General features: G+C 67.6%; 18 protein-coding genes. 10 read left to right on the plus strand and 8 right to left on the minus strand.

Features of this window, described 5'->3' with window-relative positions:
- The first annotated feature begins 17 nt into the window (after positions 1–17).
- Positions 18–341 (plus strand): hypothetical protein, encoded by a 324-nt coding sequence (locus JYK04_RS03205; RefSeq protein WP_189747244.1) that lies wholly within the window; start codon positions 18–20, stop codon positions 339–341.
- A 41-nt stretch (positions 342–382) separates the two neighbouring features.
- Positions 383–2215 carry a hypothetical protein gene (locus JYK04_RS03210; protein ID WP_189747242.1) on the plus strand — a complete coding sequence of 611 codons (1833 nt, stop codon included), beginning with the start codon at positions 383–385 and terminating at the stop codon, positions 2213–2215.
- On the opposite strand, the gene JYK04_RS03215 is transcribed toward JYK04_RS03210, so the two are convergent.
- On the minus strand, positions 2216–2824 hold the full coding sequence (locus tag JYK04_RS03215) for a hypothetical protein (protein ID WP_189747240.1): 609 nt from the start codon (positions 2822–2824) through the stop codon (positions 2216–2218).
- An 833-nt stretch (positions 2825–3657) separates the two neighbouring features.
- Here JYK04_RS03215 and JYK04_RS03220 point away from each other — a divergent pair.
- From JYK04_RS03220 to JYK04_RS03250, 7 genes are all read left to right on the plus strand, one after another.
- Positions 3658–5733, plus strand: a complete 2076-nt coding sequence (locus tag JYK04_RS03220) for a pyridoxal phosphate-dependent decarboxylase family protein (RefSeq protein ID WP_189747238.1) — start codon at positions 3658–3660, stop codon at positions 5731–5733.
- A gap of 758 nt (positions 5734–6491) precedes the next feature.
- Positions 6492–6968 carry a hypothetical protein gene (locus tag JYK04_RS03225; RefSeq protein WP_189747236.1) on the plus strand — a complete coding sequence of 159 codons (477 nt, stop codon included), beginning with the start codon at positions 6492–6494 and terminating at the stop codon, positions 6966–6968.
- Positions 6969–7097: 129 nt separating this feature from the next.
- Complete coding sequence (locus JYK04_RS03230) at positions 7098–7514, plus strand: head decoration protein (protein WP_202186024.1); 417 nt, start codon at positions 7098–7100, stop codon at positions 7512–7514.
- 10 nt (positions 7515–7524) lie between these two features.
- A complete protein-coding gene (locus JYK04_RS03235) occupies positions 7525–8580 on the plus strand; it encodes a major capsid protein (protein WP_189747234.1) in 1056 nt (351 codons plus the stop codon).
- Positions 8580–8864: a hypothetical protein gene (locus JYK04_RS03240; RefSeq protein ID WP_189747232.1), complete on the plus strand. Its 285-nt coding sequence runs from the start codon at positions 8580–8582 to the stop codon at positions 8862–8864. The genes JYK04_RS03235 and JYK04_RS03240 overlap by 1 nt, the downstream gene beginning before the upstream one ends.
- A 65-nt stretch (positions 8865–8929) precedes the next feature.
- Positions 8930–9256, plus strand: coding sequence for a hypothetical protein (locus JYK04_RS03245; RefSeq protein ID WP_189747231.1), 327 nt, complete (start codon positions 8930–8932; stop codon positions 9254–9256).
- Between the two features lie 5 nt (positions 9257–9261).
- A complete protein-coding gene (locus JYK04_RS03250) occupies positions 9262–10134 on the plus strand; it encodes a hypothetical protein (protein ID WP_189747229.1) in 873 nt (290 codons plus the stop codon).
- Between the two features lie 323 nt (positions 10135–10457).
- On the opposite strand, the gene JYK04_RS03255 is transcribed toward JYK04_RS03250, so the two are convergent.
- Positions 10458–10979, minus strand: a complete 522-nt coding sequence (locus tag JYK04_RS03255) for a hypothetical protein (RefSeq protein WP_189747227.1) — start codon at positions 10977–10979, stop codon at positions 10458–10460.
- 418 nt (positions 10980–11397) lie between these two features.
- Here JYK04_RS03255 and JYK04_RS03260 point away from each other — a divergent pair, with 418 nt between their 5' ends.
- Positions 11398–12441, plus strand: coding sequence for a phosphotransferase (locus tag JYK04_RS03260; RefSeq protein WP_189747225.1), 1044 nt, complete (start codon positions 11398–11400; stop codon positions 12439–12441).
- On the opposite strand, the gene JYK04_RS03265 is transcribed toward JYK04_RS03260, so the two are convergent.
- From JYK04_RS03265 to JYK04_RS03290, 6 genes are read right to left on the minus strand one after another with little or no spacing between them, the layout of a single operon-like run.
- Positions 12428–13474 (minus strand): glycosyltransferase, encoded by a 1047-nt coding sequence (locus tag JYK04_RS03265; protein WP_189747223.1) that lies wholly within the window; start codon positions 13472–13474, stop codon positions 12428–12430. The two genes, JYK04_RS03260 and JYK04_RS03265, sit on opposite strands and share 14 nt — an antisense overlap.
- Entirely contained in the window at positions 13474–14097 is a 624-nt protein-coding gene (locus JYK04_RS03270) for a nucleoside/nucleotide kinase family protein (protein WP_189747221.1), read from the minus strand. The genes JYK04_RS03265 and JYK04_RS03270 overlap by 1 nt, the downstream gene beginning before the upstream one ends.
- Complete coding sequence (locus JYK04_RS03275) at positions 14094–14969, minus strand: PIG-L deacetylase family protein (RefSeq protein WP_189747220.1); 876 nt, start codon at positions 14967–14969, stop codon at positions 14094–14096. The genes JYK04_RS03270 and JYK04_RS03275 overlap by 4 nt, the downstream gene beginning before the upstream one ends.
- The gene (locus JYK04_RS03280) at positions 14966–15694 is read right to left on the minus strand and encodes a glycosyltransferase (protein ID WP_189747218.1); all 729 of its coding nucleotides are present in this window, start codon (positions 15692–15694) and stop codon (positions 14966–14968) included. Before JYK04_RS03280 ends, JYK04_RS03275 begins: the two co-directional genes overlap by 4 nt.
- Complete coding sequence (locus tag JYK04_RS03285) at positions 15691–16569, minus strand: aminoglycoside phosphotransferase family protein (protein ID WP_189747264.1); 879 nt, start codon at positions 16567–16569, stop codon at positions 15691–15693. The genes JYK04_RS03280 and JYK04_RS03285 overlap by 4 nt, the downstream gene beginning before the upstream one ends.
- The gene (locus JYK04_RS03290; RefSeq protein WP_189747216.1) at positions 16566–17441 is read right to left on the minus strand and encodes a glycosyltransferase; all 876 of its coding nucleotides are present in this window, start codon (positions 17439–17441) and stop codon (positions 16566–16568) included. Before JYK04_RS03290 ends, JYK04_RS03285 begins: the two co-directional genes overlap by 4 nt.
- Positions 17442–17647 lie beyond the last annotated feature (206 nt).

A 17647-nucleotide genomic window follows, 5' to 3' on the forward strand; every position in this document is an offset into this window, starting at 1 on the left:
ATGCGAGTACCTGCCTCGTGCCTGCCGGCGGAGAGTGGTCGACCAGCGAGCCCTCCTTCGACGAGAAGCGGGACCGGCACGTTGCCGAGCTGAAGGCGGCGGGTGACCAGGGCCGCCGGGAAGGGCTACTCGCCCAACGGCGCAAGCTGGCCGACGGCATCCCGGCGACGGCAGCAAGCCCCACCCGCGCCGAGTGCGAGCAGCGGTGGACGGACGCGGGCCGTAAGGAGAGGACCGTCGGCGCCCGTGACGTGTTCGTCGGAGCCTGCGCCAGCTTCCCCCTTCCCGGCCTGCCTGGTCATCCCGCAGCCGTCGCCGAGGCCGAAACGGTCACGCCGTAACCTGAACAGGCGGCGTGGGGGCCGACTGCCTGGAGAACGCTGTGGGCCTGCGCAAGCTGATCACCGACGTATGGAGCTGGCTGGACTACAAGCCGGTCATGGCTGACCCCCGCCGTCCCGGCCGTAACGCCTGGTCCGACCTCACGTCCTCGTGGGTCCCGGATGAGGATCTGCGGCGCCTGTCTGCCTACCGGCTGCTGGCCGCCTACGACTCCAACCAGGCCGGCCAGGTCGCCGCGATCACCGGCGACGACGTCGCGGGCGGGGAGCGGCGGGAGCTCGGGGACGCGAGCAAGCTGATCGACACTGCCCTGGGCTACCTGCTCGGCTCCGAGCAGACGATCATCGTGCCCGGTGCGGAGCAGGCCGCCGGCGAGGAGCCCGAAGGACATGTCGAAGCTGCCGCGGTGCAAGATCGCCTCCGAGCCTGGGCGGAGAAGGAGCTCCTGCCCCTGCGCCTCCAGCAGGCCGAGCGGACCGCGCTCCTCCTCGGCGACTCCGTCTACTCCCTGGCCTGGGACCCCGCCAAGGGCCGCGTCCTGCTCCGAACCTGGGACCCGGGCCTCTACTTCGCCGAGTGGCCCGACGATGAGCAGGACTCAGGCGAGTTCCCAACCCGCGTGCACCTCGCCTGGGAGATCCCCGAGGACGTACGACGCGGCACCAAGGCACGGCTGCGCCGGATCACGTACGAGATCGGACCGATCGCGCCTGCCAGCCGACCTGCCACCGCCAAGGACGGCGCCGCGTTCCGCGAGCCGATTGTGGGGGAAGGCGGAGACGCCCTGCTCGTACCCGGCGACGCCCAAGACCCCACCACGGGCCTGATCACCCGCTCGTACCCGTGGGCGGCAGGCCGGACCTCGCCGTACACCTGCTACCTGACCGACGCCGAATGGGATCTCGAGGACCTGAAGCACTCCGACCTGCTGTACGACCTGCCCCTACACAAGGCGACCTTCCGGGTCCGCGCCGACGGCGAAGTCCTACACGGGCTCGACCTCCAGGTCGACTTCATCCCCCTGATTCACATCACCAACAACATCCCCCACTCCGGTGACCACTGGGGCAAGCCGACGTTGGCGACCGTCCTCCAAGCCCTCGATGAGCTGTCTGCCACCGACACGGACTCCTCTGCCGCCAGCGCCACCACCGGCTCTCCAATCATCGGACTCGCCGGCGCCCGACTCCCCATCGACCGCAACACAGGGCAGCCCCTGCCGGTGAAGGTCCGCGCGGGCACCGTCTGGCAGCTCAACGACGGCGGCCGCATGGACGTCCTCGACACTTCCGCGCAGCTCGCCGAACTCCGCTCCCGAGTCGACCACGTCCTCGACCGCATCGCCGCGAACAGCCGCCTCACCTCCGCCGGGCTCGGCACGCTCGACCCCACGGCCCTGCCCTCCGGCTACGCCCTCCAACTCGCCCTCGGCCCACTCGACTCGCTCGTTGCGGCGATGCGGCTGGCCAGGGCCCACAAGTACGTGATCCTGCTGCGCATGGTCCAGCGACTCCACCAGGCCGGCCAGGCGCAGGGCTGGCCAGCAGGCCAGTCAGTACCCGCCCAGCTCACCTGGGGGCCCCACACCCCGACCGACCGAGCCGCTGTCCTCGACGAAGTGGTCAAGGGCGTGGGCGCCGGTGTGCTGTCGTTGGAGACCGGCGTGCGGATGCTCCAGGATGCCGGGTACCCGATCGATGACGCACAGCACGAGATCGAGCTCATCCAGACGCGAGCCTTCGATGCAGCTGCGCGTCTCGCTGACGCGACCGGCGACAACGCCGCGGTGCGTGCCTATCTCGGGCTACCGGCAGCCGATCCGGACACCCTGCGCGTCCCCTTGCCGGAGACGCAGAATGCCGACCCTGAATGATCAGGCCGCCGCCGGGCTCGCGGCGATCTCAAGAGGTACGTTCCAGACGGAGCTTCCCGACCGTGCAGTCACCCGCAGACGCACAGGCGCATCCGCATAGTCCTGCCGCCACCGCTCCGTTCCGATCGTCATCCACGTCGGCGGCATGGTGGGCGTGAGGGCGTACTGCGTCCATTCCCCGACGAGCAGTTCCTGCGGGGCGATGGCCCTACCCCGGTCGTCGCAGCCGTCGGCGCTGAACCGCCACGGCCCCCATACGGTGGCCCGGACTTCCTCCGGAAGGGGCCCACCAGCGACCGGCGAGGCGTGGCCCCTCCACGAGCTGTCGTTCCGGATCGACACCGTCACCTCGATCGGCCCCCTGGGTTCCAACCCGGCGGGGCCGTCGAGGTGCAGACGGAGGAGGGCGGACGCCCCGTCCTCGGTTACCGCCAGTTGGCATCGGAAACTCGGAGTGAGGGCCGCGTGCTGCCGCTCCTCCTCGATGCGCGACAAGATCGCCGCCGCATGGTGGGAGTGCCGAGCTGCTCGCCAAGCCCCTACGGTTCCGACCGCAGCGACGATGGAGACGCCGAGAGCGAGGATGGCGATCACGTCCGTTGTGCTCATGGCCGGCACGCTATCCGCCCTGCCTGGCCTGCGGCTCCGCTTTGGGGCAAGTGGCCGGCCCGCGGTTCAGCCGTCGCCGATGCTGTCGAAGCCCTTCAACAGGGGCTCCAGTTCGTGGGCGGCGCCGCACAGTGCGCATAGGCGTGTACCCGGCCGCTCGGCGTGGTCAAGAGCCTGCTGCCAGGTCAGAGCCGGTCTGTTGAGGCTCTTTGAAAACGGCGACCCCTGCTCGCTGACACCACTTGGTTGCAAGCTCAACGAGGGGGCGGTTCGCTAGATAACTAACAGCGGCCCCGACAAAGCGGCTACGAGTGGCCCAGCAGGGTTGCGGATTCAAGGACGGTGTGAAGTGGCCCCACGCGCCGAACTGGTACGTCAAGTGGGTTTGGTGGAGCTAATTCGCGCCGCATCAAACGGCTGTCGGCACCGCTGGCGGCCGCTTTCCCTGCACATCCGTTAGTTGGAGTCGGTCGGCCGTTGCCCGCGGCTATTCCTCGACATCGCTGAGCAAAAGTGCGTGCGAGGAGGTGGGAGGAGCTTGTCGACAGCGTTTGACAGGCCCTGAGCAGTGGCGCGTACTGGAAGAAAGGCCCGGACAGCAGTGGGCAGGGGCAGCCCACAGGGGCACTAGGCGCCGGCACATGTGGACAGCAGTGAGGCGGAACGGCCCGTTAATCGCGCCCAACTGGCGCCGCGCCTGACCAACTGGAGGACCGTCAATGACCAACGAGTTCTCACGTAAGCAGTCGGAGTCACCGTCACGTGTCGCGCCAGAGCTCGACCTAGCTAAGGCTCGCGGGACCCCCTCGCTGGCCGCGTGGTTCCTTGGGCCGATGGCCGAGAATCAGCAGGTTCTGACCGAGCTGATCAACGATGCACTGAACAAGCACTGCGAGGACCGCAAGAACTTCTACCCCAACGATCCGGAGTACGTCAGCGACGAGATCAAAGAATCACAGGCTTACCAGGACAGCGTTGAGGTGCTTCGCTCGGAGCACACCAAGCTGCTGAAACGGCTTGAAGGCTCGGTACCGTTCTTCAGCTACCGCTATCAGGCCCACATGTTGTGGGACCACACGCTTCCGTCCATAGCTGGCTATTTCGCTGCCATGCTCTACAACCAGAACAACGTCGCCGCAGAAGCCTCGCCGGTGACGACGCGGCTGGAAGAGGAGGTCGGCCTGGACCTGTGCAGGATGCTCGGCTATGACGAGGCCGGTACACCGGCGCCTTGGGGGCATCTCACGTGCGACGGGACCGTCGCCAACCTGGAAGCTCTGTGGTCAGCGCGCAATCTGATGTACTATCCGCTCGCGGTCGCTGAAGCGATCCGGCGGCACCAGGATGCCCTCGGCACCGCTCGCGACATCACCGTCCGTCTGGCCAACGGCCAGGACGAGCCCCGGCTGCTCGACTTGGATGCCTGGGAGAGCGTAAACCTCCCGGTGGACGAGGTTCTTGGGCTACCAAACCGGATGGTGAAGAAGTGCCACATCCAACCGGACGACCTGCGTCTGATCAACGAATTCACGCTGCAGTATCTGGGCTATGAGGCGTTCCAGCGCCGCTTCCTAGACGGCCAGGTGGGCGACCCTGCCGTCTTGGTGACAGCCACCATGCACTATTCGTGGCCGAAGGCGGCATCAATTCTCGGCATCGGGCAAGGCGGCTTGATCCCGATCGACGTCGACCTAGACGCCCGGGCCACAGAGGGCTGCGTACGGGCCAAGTTGGATTCCTGCATGCAAGACCGACGTCCGGTTGTCTGCCATGTTGCGGTACTGGGCAGCACCGAGCAGAGCGCCATCGACCCCTTGGAGCGCATGCTCGTGGTGCGTGAGGAGTTTCACCGGCGCAATGTCTCGTACCCGATCCATGTCGACGCCGCTTGGGGCGGCTACTTTGCGGCGATGAGGCGCAAACCCTCGCCGCCGAGCGACGGCCAGCTTCCCAGAGAGACACCCGCCGTAGAGATGAGCAGGTACGCCAACCGGCAGTATGACTGTCTCAACCGGGCCGACTCGATCACGATCGACCCGCACAAAGCTGGATTCGTACCCTACCCGGCGGGCGGGTTGTGCTACCGCAACGGTGCCCAGAAGAAGATGGTGTTGTTCTCCGCACCGTACATCGATCAGGGCTCGTCAACCGTTGGTGTGGGGAAATACGGAGTCGAGGGATCCAAACCGGGTGCCGCAGCGGCGAGCGTGTACCTGAGCCACCGTGTCATCACGGCAGACCAGAACGGCTACGGCAAGATCCTCGGACAGGCGCTGTTCAACAGCAAGCGGCTGTACGCGGCAGTCGTCACCATGGGCCTGGACAACCCGGACTTCCTGGTCGCTCCGTGCCAACGGCTGCCAGTGGAGCGCACCTCTCCAGACGACGAGGAGGCCCTGAAGGGCCAACTACGCTTCATTAAGGAGCGTATCGTCGACCGGAGCAATAACGACCTCAAGGCCGATACCGAGGCAATGGGGCTGCTCGCCGAACTGGGCTCCGACCAGCTCATCATCGCGTACGCGTTCAACTCGCGCTCCGATGACATGCCGAACCCAAATCTGACTACGACGAACTTGATCAACCGCCGGATAGCCCGGAAGCTGGCTATCCTCCCGGAAATCGCTGTCGCCGAAGGCATGCCCAAAACTGAGCAGCGTCCCACCATGATCGTCAGCGGCTCACAGCTCGATCCAAGCCTGTACGGCCAGGACTACATGCGCTTCCTGATGAAACGGCTGGGCGTCCGGGGTGATCCCACCAAGGACTCGATCGACTACCTGTTGTCCTGCACCATGGATCCCTGGATGACCAGCACTGTAGACGGGAACTTTATCGACAATTTGCGCGAGCTCCTAGCGGAGGCGGTACGCGAAGCGATCCTCCACGTCGCCCGTGAGGGTTTCTAATGGCCTGTTCCGACAGAACGCCCTTCGGCACCTGACGTCCACCGGTTTGTCCGGCTCTGCCCCAAGCGAGCCAACTCAACCGCTAACGGGCCAGCTCAAGCTCCCAGTCACGCCTGCCTCACCCGGATCAGCCACGTCCCGATGTGGGGAACGAGAGCAGGTCTGGGGAACGAGCCGATCGTGGGTGGGGAAGCTCTGTGCGTGTCCCGTGCCGACTCGGGGCTTGGGACGCGTACGAGCAGCAGCTGATGTATGACGAGCTGAGAGGTCGGTAACGCCCTCAGCGTGAGGTACGCCGCGGGTGTGACGTCGGCTGGCGGGAGCGGGGCGAGCTTACGACCCCGTTCGGCGCACTCCTGCTGGAGGAGTGGGTTACTGATGGGCGGCCCCGATCCCGTCGGCGTCACACCTCAGCGCGACATGATCAAGCTAACAGCCTCGCAGGACATCTCTGGCCGTGCGCTCGTTACGGCCCGATCAGTAAACGGCCCGGCTTGGAGGCGGGGCTAAACTGATCAACGGCGTGGGGGCGCTGGAGACCTTGACGACGTTCACGTATGACGCGCCCGCTCCCTTCGCCGCTCGCGCCGGTCGGCTACCGCCGAGACGGTCGCCCGATCTACCCGATTCTCGGTGCCGCCCCGAACGACCCGTCGGCCGAGCCCGCAGACCCGGCGGACTCGCCCGCCCCGACCGTGACCCAGGACGACCTGAACCGCCTCCTTGCCCGGGAGAAGACTCAGGGTGGTCGAGCGGCCGTGAAGAAGCTCTTGGGGGAGCTCGGATTCGACACTCCCGAGGCGCTGGGCGCGTTCATCACCACGAAGCGCGAGGCGGACCAGGCGGCCCTGTCGGAGGTCGAGCGCCGCGAGCAGGCTGCGGCCGAACTGGAACGGCAGGCCAGCCAGCGCATCGCCGACGCGGAGACCCGGGAACGGGCAGCGGTCCGCCGCACCGTGCTTGCCGGACTGGGCGCTAGCGGCGAGGACCTGGCGGACGCCGTCGTCCTCGTCGAGCGGGCCCTCGCCGATCAGCCGGACGCCGACGAGGTCGCCGTCACGGCCGTCGCCGAGCAGCTCAAGGAGCGCCGACCGAGCCTGTTCGGGCAGCAGACCCCGCCGCCGGCGCCCGGAGGCTCGCCCGCTGGGGGCCCGCCGAGCCGTGGGGGAGTGCCGCCGCGACCGGGCGCCGCCGGTCTGGAGATGGCCCGCCGCCGCGGCTTCGTCACCGGCTGACCTGCCCGGCAGCCAGCCACTCCCACCGGCGGGCAAGCCGGACCAGGGGACCACGCCCCGTACTTCCGTGGACGACGCCACCACCTGGTGTGCGCCCGCCCCGCTTCGCGTCCCACGGAAGGACAGGCTGTGACCATCCAGCCGATCACCACGTCGGTGTCGTACACCGCTGACCGGGCCTGGCTCGGCAGTCTGCACGGCACGGACTCCACCGAGACGATCACCCTCGACGTCTCCAAGCTTGCCGCCGCCCACGTCCAGGCGTCCACCGACACCAGCCAGCCGTACGGCCGGGTCCTGTCCGGGGTGCCGGTCGGGAAGATCACCGCCTCCGGCCTCTACGGATCCTTCGACCCTGCCGCAGCCGACGGCCGCCAGAACTTGGCCGGCTTCGTGTTCGCCGAGACGCTGTATGCCCCGTCGGCGGCGAAGGTGCCCGCGGCGCTGCTGTGGCACGGCGTGGTCGTGACGGCGAAGGTGCCCGGCGGCATCGACACCACCAAGGTCACCGCGTCGGTGACCGGCCCGCAGATCCGGTTCGTGTGAGGGGACGACGATGACCATTCAGGACCTGATCAAGAACGTTGCGGTCAACGACCTGACCACCTTCGCCTGCGCCATCCCCTCCCAGGCGGACCACCTGCTTTCCAAGGCCGGCGGCATCATCCCGACCCTGGAGCAGGACGAGGTGAAGTGGCAGGTCAAGGACAACGGCCGGTACGTCAACGTGGCCAAGTACCGGGCTTTCGACGCGTCCGTGCCGTTCGCGACCCGCGAGGCGTGGCAGACCACGCGCGAGGGCATGTTGCCCCCGCTCGGCCAGAAGCTGCTCGTCGGCGAGCAGGAGCAGATCCTCCTGGAGGCATCCCGAGGCGCTGACGAGGACCGGCTGATCGAACTCCTCTACGACGACACCGAGCGGCACGTCGAGGCCATCCGCTCCCGCATCGAACTCGCCTGGGGCGACGTGCTGACCGACGGCAAGTTCACCCTCGCCGCCGAAAACGGACTCACGATCGAAGTCGACTGGGGCGTCCCGGCCGGCAACATGCCCACTGTCCCCAAGCTGTGGAGCGACCCGACGTCCGACCCCATCAAGGACGAACTCGCCTGGATCCAATACCTGGACGACCGAGGTGCCCCGGCACCGGAGATGGTGCTGACCAGCCGCAAGGCGTTCTCGTTCCTCGCGGCCAACAACGCCTACCGCGCGGCGTACTACGGCAGCGTCAACCCCTCGAACACCCCGACGGCGACGCTCACCCCACAGCAGATCAACGTGGTCCGCGACAACTACGGACTGCCGCCGGTCACGTTCTACAAGGGCCAGGTCCGTGTCGACGGCGTTCAGACCAAGGTGCTGCCCGAGGACCGGTGGATCCTGCTGCCCCCGGACCGCTCCAAGTGGGGCCAGACCATCTTCGGCGTGACGGCCGAGGCCCTCGCCCTTTCGCGGGGCACGAACCCGGAAATCACGAAGGAGGACCGGCCGGGAATCATCATCACCCGCGGCGCGCAGGACGACCCGGTTCAGATTTGGACGAAGGGTGCAGCCGTCGGCATGCCGGTCCTTCACACCCCGGACGCCCACGTCGTTGCGAAGGTGATCTGATGGCCCGACTCTCTGCCGCCGTCCACGTCCAGCACCCGACGACCCGGGAGTGGATGGTCCTGGAGCCGGGTGAGGAACCAGCACCCGAACTCGCTGCCGAGATCACCAACCCCGGCGCCTGGGAGAGCGGCGTGCTGCCCGAGCCCGAGGACCAGGCGGAGGACGAGGGACCACCCCCCTTCGGCTTCGCCTCGGAGGAATCGGTCGAGCCGGAGCCGGATCCGGACGCCGATCCGGAGTCATCGCCCACTCCGCAGCGCCGCCGGAAGACCGCCACCACGTAGCCGTACCCGACAGGGACCGCCGACTCGTCAAGAGGGGCGGTCCCCCTGCTACGCAGGGAGAGTCCGTGAACCCCGCCGTCCTCGCTTGGCTCCTTGCCCAGCTCGGCCCCGCCACCGACCAGACCGACCTCACCGCCCGCTACGCGCGACTCGCCAGCGCCCGGGAAGTCGCGCGCGAGGTCCTCTCCGAACGCCGCGCCAACCTGCTGGCCGAACCGCTGCGCATGGTGGTTGACGGCGTCGTCACCATCGACCAGAGCAACAACCTCCAGGGCCTCGAACGCCAGCTTGCTGCGCTCACCGAGACGTCGGCTCCTGACGATTCGGTCGCCGGCGAGCCAGGCATCGAGCTGGTCACCGCGCCGCTCGTACCGGCCCACCGGATTCGGTAGCCGCCGTGGCGTACGACTGGCCGCCGCTGGTGCCGGGCGACCCGGACGAAGTCGCCCGGCGCGTCGCCGCGGTACTCGACGAAGCCTGGAAGCGCCTCGCCGCGCAGCAGGAACGCGTACTCAAGACCTTCGAGCAGCAGCCCCGCAGCCGCCTGGTGCTGCTCACACTGGAGGAGTTCAAGCGCGCCGTCCAAGCGTTCCGCCGCGAGATCGACACCGAGGCCCTCGCCTTCGTCCGCCGGCAGCTCCCGCACCTCTACCAGCAAGGCGCCGAGCGGGCTGCCGAACGGCTCGGCGCCCGGTTCACGTGGACGATGATCCACCGTGACGCCCTGATGAGCCTGGCCAGCGACTCGTACAACGACTTCCTCCGGCGGTCCGAAGAAGCTGAGCGGATCGCTACCAAGTTCTACCGCGCCGCACGGGCAGCGGGCCGTCTCGAGGTTCCCCTTCTCGCCGCAGGCAACGTCACCGCGAAGCAGGCGGCATCGAACCTTGCAGCGCGGCTTCGAGACGAACATCATCTGGCCCACGTCGTCTACCGCAACGGTGCCCGAGTGCCCGTCGACGTGTGGGCGGAGGCAGCGACCCTGGCGAAGAGCGCAGTGGCCTACAACGCGGGCACCCTCAACCGCACCCGTGAGGCCGGCGTCAGGTACGTGGAGGTCTTCGACGGCATGGACTGTGGGTGGGCCAGCCACCAAGACCCCGACAAGGGCGCCCGCACTATCCGCACCGTCGAGGACGCCGCTGAGTTCCCGATTGCCCACCCGCGCTGCCGCCGGTCCTTCGGCCCGCGTCCCGATATCGAGCCGGGCGGGGAGGATGCAGCAGCTAATAACGGTTTTGCAGCAACAGCCTACTTGCACAAGCAGTGATCAGAGTGAGAAATCCCCGATAATAGAGACATCTTCCCCAGCCCCACTATCGCGAAGAACCTGTACGGCGTCTAGAAGTTCGACTCTCGAAGAAGTGTTCATAAGTACGTGCAAGCCGCCCTCTACTTCCTTCGTCCGTTGAACCTTGAGTCCGTGACTCTCTAGGAGAGTCGAAACATCGACCGGTGAGACTTCTGAATTCATGACGAACAGCGTGGGTCCTCCGGTGGGCCACCGGTGTTCATCGTCGGATCCCTCTTGGGCCCGCCTTTCAGGCTCCCCTCCGGTGGGCCACTCTTTTTCCTTTCCGTTACCCATGCCTGTCACCTCGTCACGGCCACGGCAGCCAGAATTACGGCAACCTCAACCAGTAGAAGGAATGTGGCCCCTTGATAGAGGCGTGACATGAACACGATCTGCTTGCGATTCCTGGACAGGTCACCTAGTAGATCCTCTACCAGCTTGGTGTCGATTGGCCTGCGGTGGGCGTCTTCAACTTTCGGGTGAATCAACGCTGTAATCTCGTGACCATAGGAAAAGCTTCTTGGCCACAAGATCAACATGATGAGTCCGCCTTGAACGGCTACAACGGACAGCAGGGTTATTGCTGCCCAGTACGGAAAAACTGCACCCTTGCCCGGGTCGTTTCCAATCAGTCCAACTGAGGCGGAGAAAGAAACTACAAAGGCGGCCGTAGCGAATATCGCCGTCGCTCTAGTGCGGTAATTTCCCACGGTCCTCTCTTGAGCGGAGAACAGAGACATTACGGCCTCGTATGCCAGCTTCTCGCGCTCCTCCAAATGATGCGGAGCGAAGGGGGCAGGGCTAGGTTGGGCGTCAGTCATGGTGACTCCACGCGGACCTGTGGTATGCATCCCTCCGTCCAGCATGCACCTTCCATCGTGGCTTCGCGATGTCACGGAATCCCGTTCGCAATAGTCTCGGTTTCCATAATTGAATCCTGAAACTGCGGCGTACGCGGCTTACCGCCACCATGACGGAGCGTTTTGCCCCGTTGCTTCTCTTCGTCGCTCGTGGAACGTTGAAGGTTCTTGGAGCGCGATCGCGGCCTCGCTACGGATGCAGGCACTGCCGTGAGGCGCCGCAGGGTGGCGATCTTTCGGGTGTGGGCCGCCGCCGGGTCGTCGGGCTGCGTGATCGTTTGGCTCCCCGGCTCACGCAGGTCAAACGCCACCCTTCGGCCGGAATCACGTTTGGTGATCCGCGTGCGCCGGGTGCAGTGCCTCCCGTATCGTCCCCTGAGTGACCATCTCACCCATTGCTGACAAGATCCATATTTCGGGAGACGAGCTGTTCAAGCTCGCCGGCGTCTTCGGGATCGGCACTGTCCATGAGCAGCGTCACCTGCCTGATGGACTCATGAATGTGAACTGGCGGCTCGATGCGGAGGCCGGCACGTTCGCTCTCAAGCGCGTGACGGACGTCCCACTGGAACGGCTGCGCCGCAACCTCGGGGTACTCGGGTTCCTCGGCGATCACGGTCTCCCCGTGTGCGCGCCGATCTTGGCCAGTGACGGGTCCGCGGTGGCTGAGACCCCGGGCGGCGGGTACTGCCTGTTCCCCTGGGCGGCCGGCGAGCATATTCCCGGCGCTTCGCTCACGCTGGGGCAGGCAGCGGCGCTCGGCGGACACATCGCGAGGCTTCACGTCACCCTCTCCTGGGCCGCCGACGGCCGCACGCTGCCTCGGACGCCGGAGTCCCTCGCTGTTGACGTCACGAGCGTCCAGAGGGCTGTGGAGAAGGCGGAGCGGCTTGCGGTTGCCGTGGCCGCGCAGGGCCGCGCGAGCACCTTCGATAAGGAGGCCGCAGTCGCGTTGAAGGCCCGGCGGGCAATGATCGCCGCGCACGTCGACCGCCTTCCGGCCGATGAGGTCCCTGTCGGCCCGTATGGCTGGACCCATGGTGACCTCCAGTACCGGAACCTTTTGTGGTCCGGCAGCGAGCTGTCTGCGGTCCTCGACTGGGACCGGGTTGCCGTCCGCCCGTATGCAGAAGAGGTCGTGCGGACGGCACAGGTCCAGTTCGGCGGTGCAGACGGATTCGATCTTGAGCGGGTGGCGGCGTTCGTTGGCGGGTACCGGTCGGTGGCGCCGCTGTCGACAGCCGCGCTTGAGGACGCGGTGCACCGGTTGTGGTGGAAGCGCCTCACGGACTTCTGGCAGCTGGAGTTCCGCTACAACAAGGGCGACCACTCCTTCGATGAGCTGTTCACCCAGGACGAGGCGCTGCTGCACTGGTGGACGGACCGGCTCGACGAGGTGGAGGCGGCGTTCACGTCGGCGTAAGGCCCAGGGCGACGATCTCCGGCAGGACGGGGCGGGTGTAGCGGGCGGCATCGAGTCGGGCCCGCTCCCCGACCCCCCGGTGGTTCATGGCGTGGATCGCGGCCGCCCATTCCGTGAGGTCGGCGTCGGCGTGCAGGACGGTCCCTCCGGCACCAACGGCTTCCGGGATACCACCCCGGTCGGTGCCGATGGTGGGCACACTGTGCAAGGCCGCTTCGACGATCACCCGAGGGAAGGCGTCCTCGACAACGGACGGCACCAGCAGGAGGCGGTGCGACCGGTAGAGCGGAGCCATGTCGTAGACGCGTGGGACGTACGTCACGTTGGGGTACTGCCGGAACTCGGCTGCTGTGTTCCACCAGCCCTCGACCAAGGTGAAGCGTTCATCAGGCATGGCTTGGATCAAGCCGTGCATCAGCTGTGATCCCTTCGCGGGAATCGGGTTGATCATGAGGACGGGGCCGTCGGCTCGGTCCGCGTTCACGGTGCCGGGGCCCGGTTGCGTGAATGGCGGGTACCACAGGGACATACGGGTGCCAGCTGGGCGACCTGCGCGGTGGCGCACGAACTCCGAGACGGCCAGGCCGACATGCGGGCGGCCGGCCAGGACGCCGAGTCCGGTGCCGGATACCGAGTGGCAGATGCCTGCGGTGAGCGTGTGAGTCCGGGCCTCGGCCGCGATGTCGGCGCTGCCTTCCTGCGAGGTGAAGACAACGTCGGGACGGATGTCGGTGAGCAGCGCGGCGAGCGTGGCGGGGATGCGGTCCTGGGCGACGGCGATGCAGTCCACGCCGTTCCACCAGTAGCGCACGGCGCCGCTGGCCGACTTGTGCGGGGTGTGGTTGGTGTCGAGGTAGGTGGTGATTTCGGCGAGCTGCCCGGGGCCGTCCCACGGCGGTTGGTGGGCGCCGAGGTAGACCACGCGCCACCCGGCGGCGGCGAGTTGTTCGGCGAGGAGCTGTTGGGTCACCTCGGCCCCGCCGATGAGGAATGGGGGCGGTGTGCGGCGCCAGGCGATGAGGGCGGTGGGCATCACTTCGTCCAATGGAGTATCAGGGCGCGGGCGACTTCAGCGACGTCAGTGGGGGTGGTGTCGGCAGGCAGCAGCGTCACCTGCCGCGAGACCGGTTCGGCGCCGGATGTGGGGGTGGTGAAGTAGGAGCGGGCGTGCTCGAGGAACGCGGGGTTGTGAAGGAAGTACTCGGACTCCGCAGCTGCGTGCCCGATGACCTTTCGCCGCAGGTGGAGCGTCTCGGGGGGAACGTCGAGGAAGATGGTGTGGTCAGGCTTGAGGTGCGGCATGGTGGCGAGGCAGGCCCGCAGTCGGGCCTGCACGTCGTAGCCGTAGAGCTTGTCGAGGGCGTAAGCGTGGGCGAGGAGGGTGTCCACCGACCGGTCGAGGATGATGAGGTCGGCAGTGGACTCGGAGACGGCGGCGACCCGGGCGGCTTCGATCTGCATGAACTTTTCGAACGCCGCGACCTGCTCGGCGGCGGATCCGGTGCGCGCGGGCGGGATGTCCTCGCGACGGTCGATGTGGTCGACGTAGCAGGCCGACACGAACGCGTGGGGACCGATGCCGCGCATGCCTCGGAGTCGTTTGATCGTGGACGACTTGCCTCCATAGGAGGCGCCTTCGAAGGCGACGATGGTCATGCCAGCTCCTTCCGGTAGAAGCGTTCCGCGTAGAGCCCGCTGTCGAGGAGATCGGCGGCGACCGTCCAGGCGTGGCGGATCGGCCGGTACTGCTTACGCGGGGGGCTCATCTGCGAGCTGTGCATCCGGAGGACGGTGACCTTGTCGAGGATGACGGGGGTGATGTCGACCAGCTCGGGCATCAGAGGGCCGTGGCCGGACCGGGTGTTGAACAGGTGGAGGTCGCAGCCGGCGAGCGCGTACGTCGACCAGAAGGCGAGGTCCTCCCAGAACCAGCGGCAGCCAAGCCGTACGGCGGCGTCGTGAACCAAAAGGTGGTCGGGGTGGCGGGTGACGGCGGCGGGGGCGAGCAGTTCAGCGCCGGGGTTCTGCTTGACGAGCGCATGGAGGTCTTCGGTGATCTGGTCAAGGTGGCCGGGGTCGTAGGACCGGTAGGGCGGGTCGGCGTCCTTGTGGCGCAGGAGGCGACGGGCGGCGCCGAGTGGGGCGAGCGCGGCCGCGCCTTCCTGGGCCCGCAACTGCGAGACGGCTTCCTCGGTCGGCAGGCTGGGTTCCACCGTGGGGTGGACGCTGCGGGACCGGGTGAAGACCGTGACCACGGTCAGGGGCCTGGGGTGGGCGAGGAAGGTGCCGGAGGCGGACAGGGCGAAGTCGTCGTGGTGGGGCTCGATGGCGAGGACCGGTCGTCCGGTCGGGGTGCGGAATTCGATGTGGTGGACGGCTCGGCTGTGAGGGGCGGTGAGTTCCAGCACCTGGTGGTCGCCTGCCGCGTACCGGGTGGCGAGGCGTGTGCTGTGTGCGGTGTGCGCGTGGTCGAGGTCGTCGGGGAAGGTGTAGATGCCGGTGTGGTCGGGGACGGGAAGCTGGTTCATCGCACGGTGCTCCCCTCATACCAGTGGCGCCACATGCGGGGCGAGGCTAGGCGCCGGCGGGCGGTGAGGGGGTTCTGCCACCACAGCATTCGCGCGGTGGACCACTGGTCGTAGCGGCGGGTGGAGGGGCGAACACGGAGATCGTCCAGGATGGCGACGGGGCCGTTGGTCTGTCGGCCGTGGGCGGTGAGTCGGGCGAAGAACTCGACGTCCTCGCTCATCAGCAGCTCCGGTCGGTACCCGCCGACTGCTTTGAACGCGTCGGCGGTCGCGAACTGGGCGACGCCCTGTGCTCCATCCCGCCGTGTGCGGTAGTGGTCCCAGTAGGCGCACAGCAGTCGGGCACCGAGTCGAGCCGGGGTGTAGAGCGGGGGGATCGCTCCGCCGACGGCGCCGGCGTCGACGGCCGTGGTGGCGGCGGTGAACGTGTCGAGTGGGAGTGCTACGTCGGCGTCGGTGAAGAAGAGGAGGCTTCCGGCGGCGGCTGCGGCGCCGGTGTTGCGGACAGCGCCGATACTGCGGACGGTCTCCGTAATGACACGGGCGCCCAGCTGGGTGGCGAGGTCGGCCGTGGTGTCGGTGCTCGTGTTGTCGACCACGATCACCTCCCCCGTGCCGCCGGTAGCGGCCTGCCAGTGGTCGAGGGCGGCGAAGACGGTGGGCAGGTATCGGGGGAGGTAGGCGGCTTCGTTGTGGGCGGGGATCACCACTGAGAGTGTGATCATCTGGGGCTCCTCACGGTGCGCGGGGTGTGAAAGAAGCGGGGGTGCTCGTGGGCCAGATCGGCCAGGCGGCGTGTCCAGCGGGAGCGTTCGTCACCGGACGAGGCAGTCGCCCGGCAGCGGGCGGTGTGGAACACGCACCAGGCCGTAAGACGGGAGTCGTCCAAGGCGAGGGGGTAGGCGCTAGTAAGGGTGAGACGGCCGCGCACCGAGACGGCGTGGGCCATCACCAGGGCCTGCGCGACGTCCGCTTCCCGCGGGCCAGGGGTGGCGTCGGTGAAGTCGATCAGGTGGTGTGTGGCCCCCGGGCCTGCGATGACGATGTTGTCGAAGTGCACGTCGCCGTGGCACCACACCAGCGGTACCAACGCTGGGGCTTCGGATAGGACTTCGAGAGCGGGAGCGATCCGGCCGATGGCGCCGGCATCGCGGTGGCGCAGGGAGGTGACATCGTCGAAGAACGGCCTTCGGGGTGTGCGAGGGGCGACCGGCGCCCTATGGAGGCGGCCGAGGAGGTATCCCACGTCCCGCAGAGCGCGGTCGGTAGTGATCTGCCCATTGCGAACGGCGGCGCCGAGGGTGAGTCGGCCGAGGTCTTCACTGATCAGGGCGGTGAGGTCAGTGCCCTTGACTCGGCCTGCGGCGAGGATGCGGGCCGTGGGCACAGCGCCGGCGGCGGCCCGGATTGCGGCGGCCTCGGTCACCGCGTTGCGACGTGTGGCGGCCGCGTACATCTTGACCACCACTGCGCGACCGTCAGCGAGGCCAGCACGGTAAACGGAGGTGCGGTTGCCTATGGTAAGGCGTTCTGCGGTCACCGGCCGGACAGCGAGGAGGCTCGTGCAGGCACGCACGACGGCCGGAGGCAGGCCGGTCACTGCCAAGCCCCCACGGCACCCAGGCGTCGCACATGCCGGTTGGTCGTCCTGAGGTGCGCTCGGTAGTCGCGGACGTCGTCGGTGGGAGGGCAAAGGGACGACCACGGTTTCTCGGGGCCGACGAAGTGGACCAGCGCGGCGGACGGGTCTGGGCGCAGACTGCGATGGACCACTCGGCGCACCCATTCCCCTCGTTCGAGGAACCGGCCGGTCTCGAACCGGTTGAAGCGGGAGGGGACGGGGTGGACGCGGCCGGTACGCAGTAGCCAGAGGTTCAGGGCGTCCTGGTCGTTGTGCAGGATGTGCGCCCGATGCTTGACCAAGGCGCCGGCAACTCCCTGGCGCATCGCGGGGATGTCGGCGGTGTGCGCCCATAGCATTCCGGCGTTGTAGTAGGGGCGGCCGCGCCAATGGGGCCAGCGGTCGGCAGCACCGGGAAGTGCGGGGCAGGCCCCGACGGCAGGGTTGAACTCGTCCGCGACGGCGCCGATCCGGCCGGGCTGGAGGGATGCGAGGGGGCTTGTGATGTCGTCACGTACGTGGGTGTCGGCGTCTAGGTAGATCAGGTAGGGACGGCGGACGAAGTCACGGGTGAATTCGAATCGAAGGTAGGTGGTGATCGTGATGTAGCTGTCGTCGGCCATGTGGGAGGCGGCGAGCGGAGGCCGGTACGCCAGGTCGAAGGATCCGAAGCCGCACCGCTTCGCGAGGTGCGCGAGGAGGAGGGCGTGAGCGGGCGGGAGGTCCATGGTCAGGACCCGCAGGGCGGCACCGCGGCGCGCGGCGGGGGTGAGGCTGTCGGTAAGGGAGGTGACGGCCGCAAGGCCGGGGAGGAGGTACTGCCGGTCGATGCACAGGCCGAATGCGTACACGTGGGTTCGCCTTTCGAGCGTGGTGCTGCGCAGGGTCGGGGTAGTGAGCCCCGCGGCCCGAGGCCAATGCCGCCGGGGAGGGGCCGGTAGCAGGCGTCCCGGGGCGCGGGGCGGCCCGAAGCTCCGGTGTGGCCCGTCGGACGGGCGGGCGAGGCCGGATGCTTTCAGATGGTGGTGCGGTCAGCGCAGCGGCAGGCCCGGGTGCC

Origin of the sequence: Streptomyces nojiriensis, from assembly GCF_017639205.1 — a bacterium.
In the GTDB taxonomy this organism is placed as follows: Bacteria; Actinomycetota; Actinomycetes; order Streptomycetales; family Streptomycetaceae; genus Streptomyces; species Streptomyces nojiriensis.

What these genes read in the sequence shown, in the direction of transcription:
- JYK04_RS03215 (WP_189747240.1), bottom strand. Translation starts at nt 2,824, where the DNA reads ATGAGCACAACGGACGTGATCGCCATCCTCGCTCTCGGCGTCTCCATC.
- JYK04_RS03220 (WP_189747238.1), top strand. Translation starts at nt 3,658, where the DNA reads ATGGCCGAGAATCAGCAGGTTCTGACCGAGCTGATCAACGATGCACTG.
- JYK04_RS03235 (WP_189747234.1), top strand. Translation starts at nt 7,525, where the DNA reads ATGACCATTCAGGACCTGATCAAGAACGTTGCGGTCAACGACCTGACC.
- JYK04_RS03240 (WP_189747232.1), top strand. Translation starts at nt 8,580, where the DNA reads ATGGCCCGACTCTCTGCCGCCGTCCACGTCCAGCACCCGACGACCCGG.
- JYK04_RS03255 (WP_189747227.1), bottom strand. Translation starts at nt 10,979, where the DNA reads ATGACTGACGCCCAACCTAGCCCTGCCCCCTTCGCTCCGCATCATTTG.
- JYK04_RS03265 (WP_189747223.1), bottom strand. Translation starts at nt 13,474, where the DNA reads ATGCCCACCGCCCTCATCGCCTGGCGCCGCACACCGCCCCCATTCCTC.
- JYK04_RS03270 (WP_189747221.1), bottom strand. Translation starts at nt 14,097, where the DNA reads ATGACCATCGTCGCCTTCGAAGGCGCCTCCTATGGAGGCAAGTCGTCC.
- JYK04_RS03275 (WP_189747220.1), bottom strand. Translation starts at nt 14,969, where the DNA reads ATGAACCAGCTTCCCGTCCCCGACCACACCGGCATCTACACCTTCCCC.
- JYK04_RS03280 (WP_189747218.1), bottom strand. Translation starts at nt 15,694, where the DNA reads ATGATCACACTCTCAGTGGTGATCCCCGCCCACAACGAAGCCGCCTAC.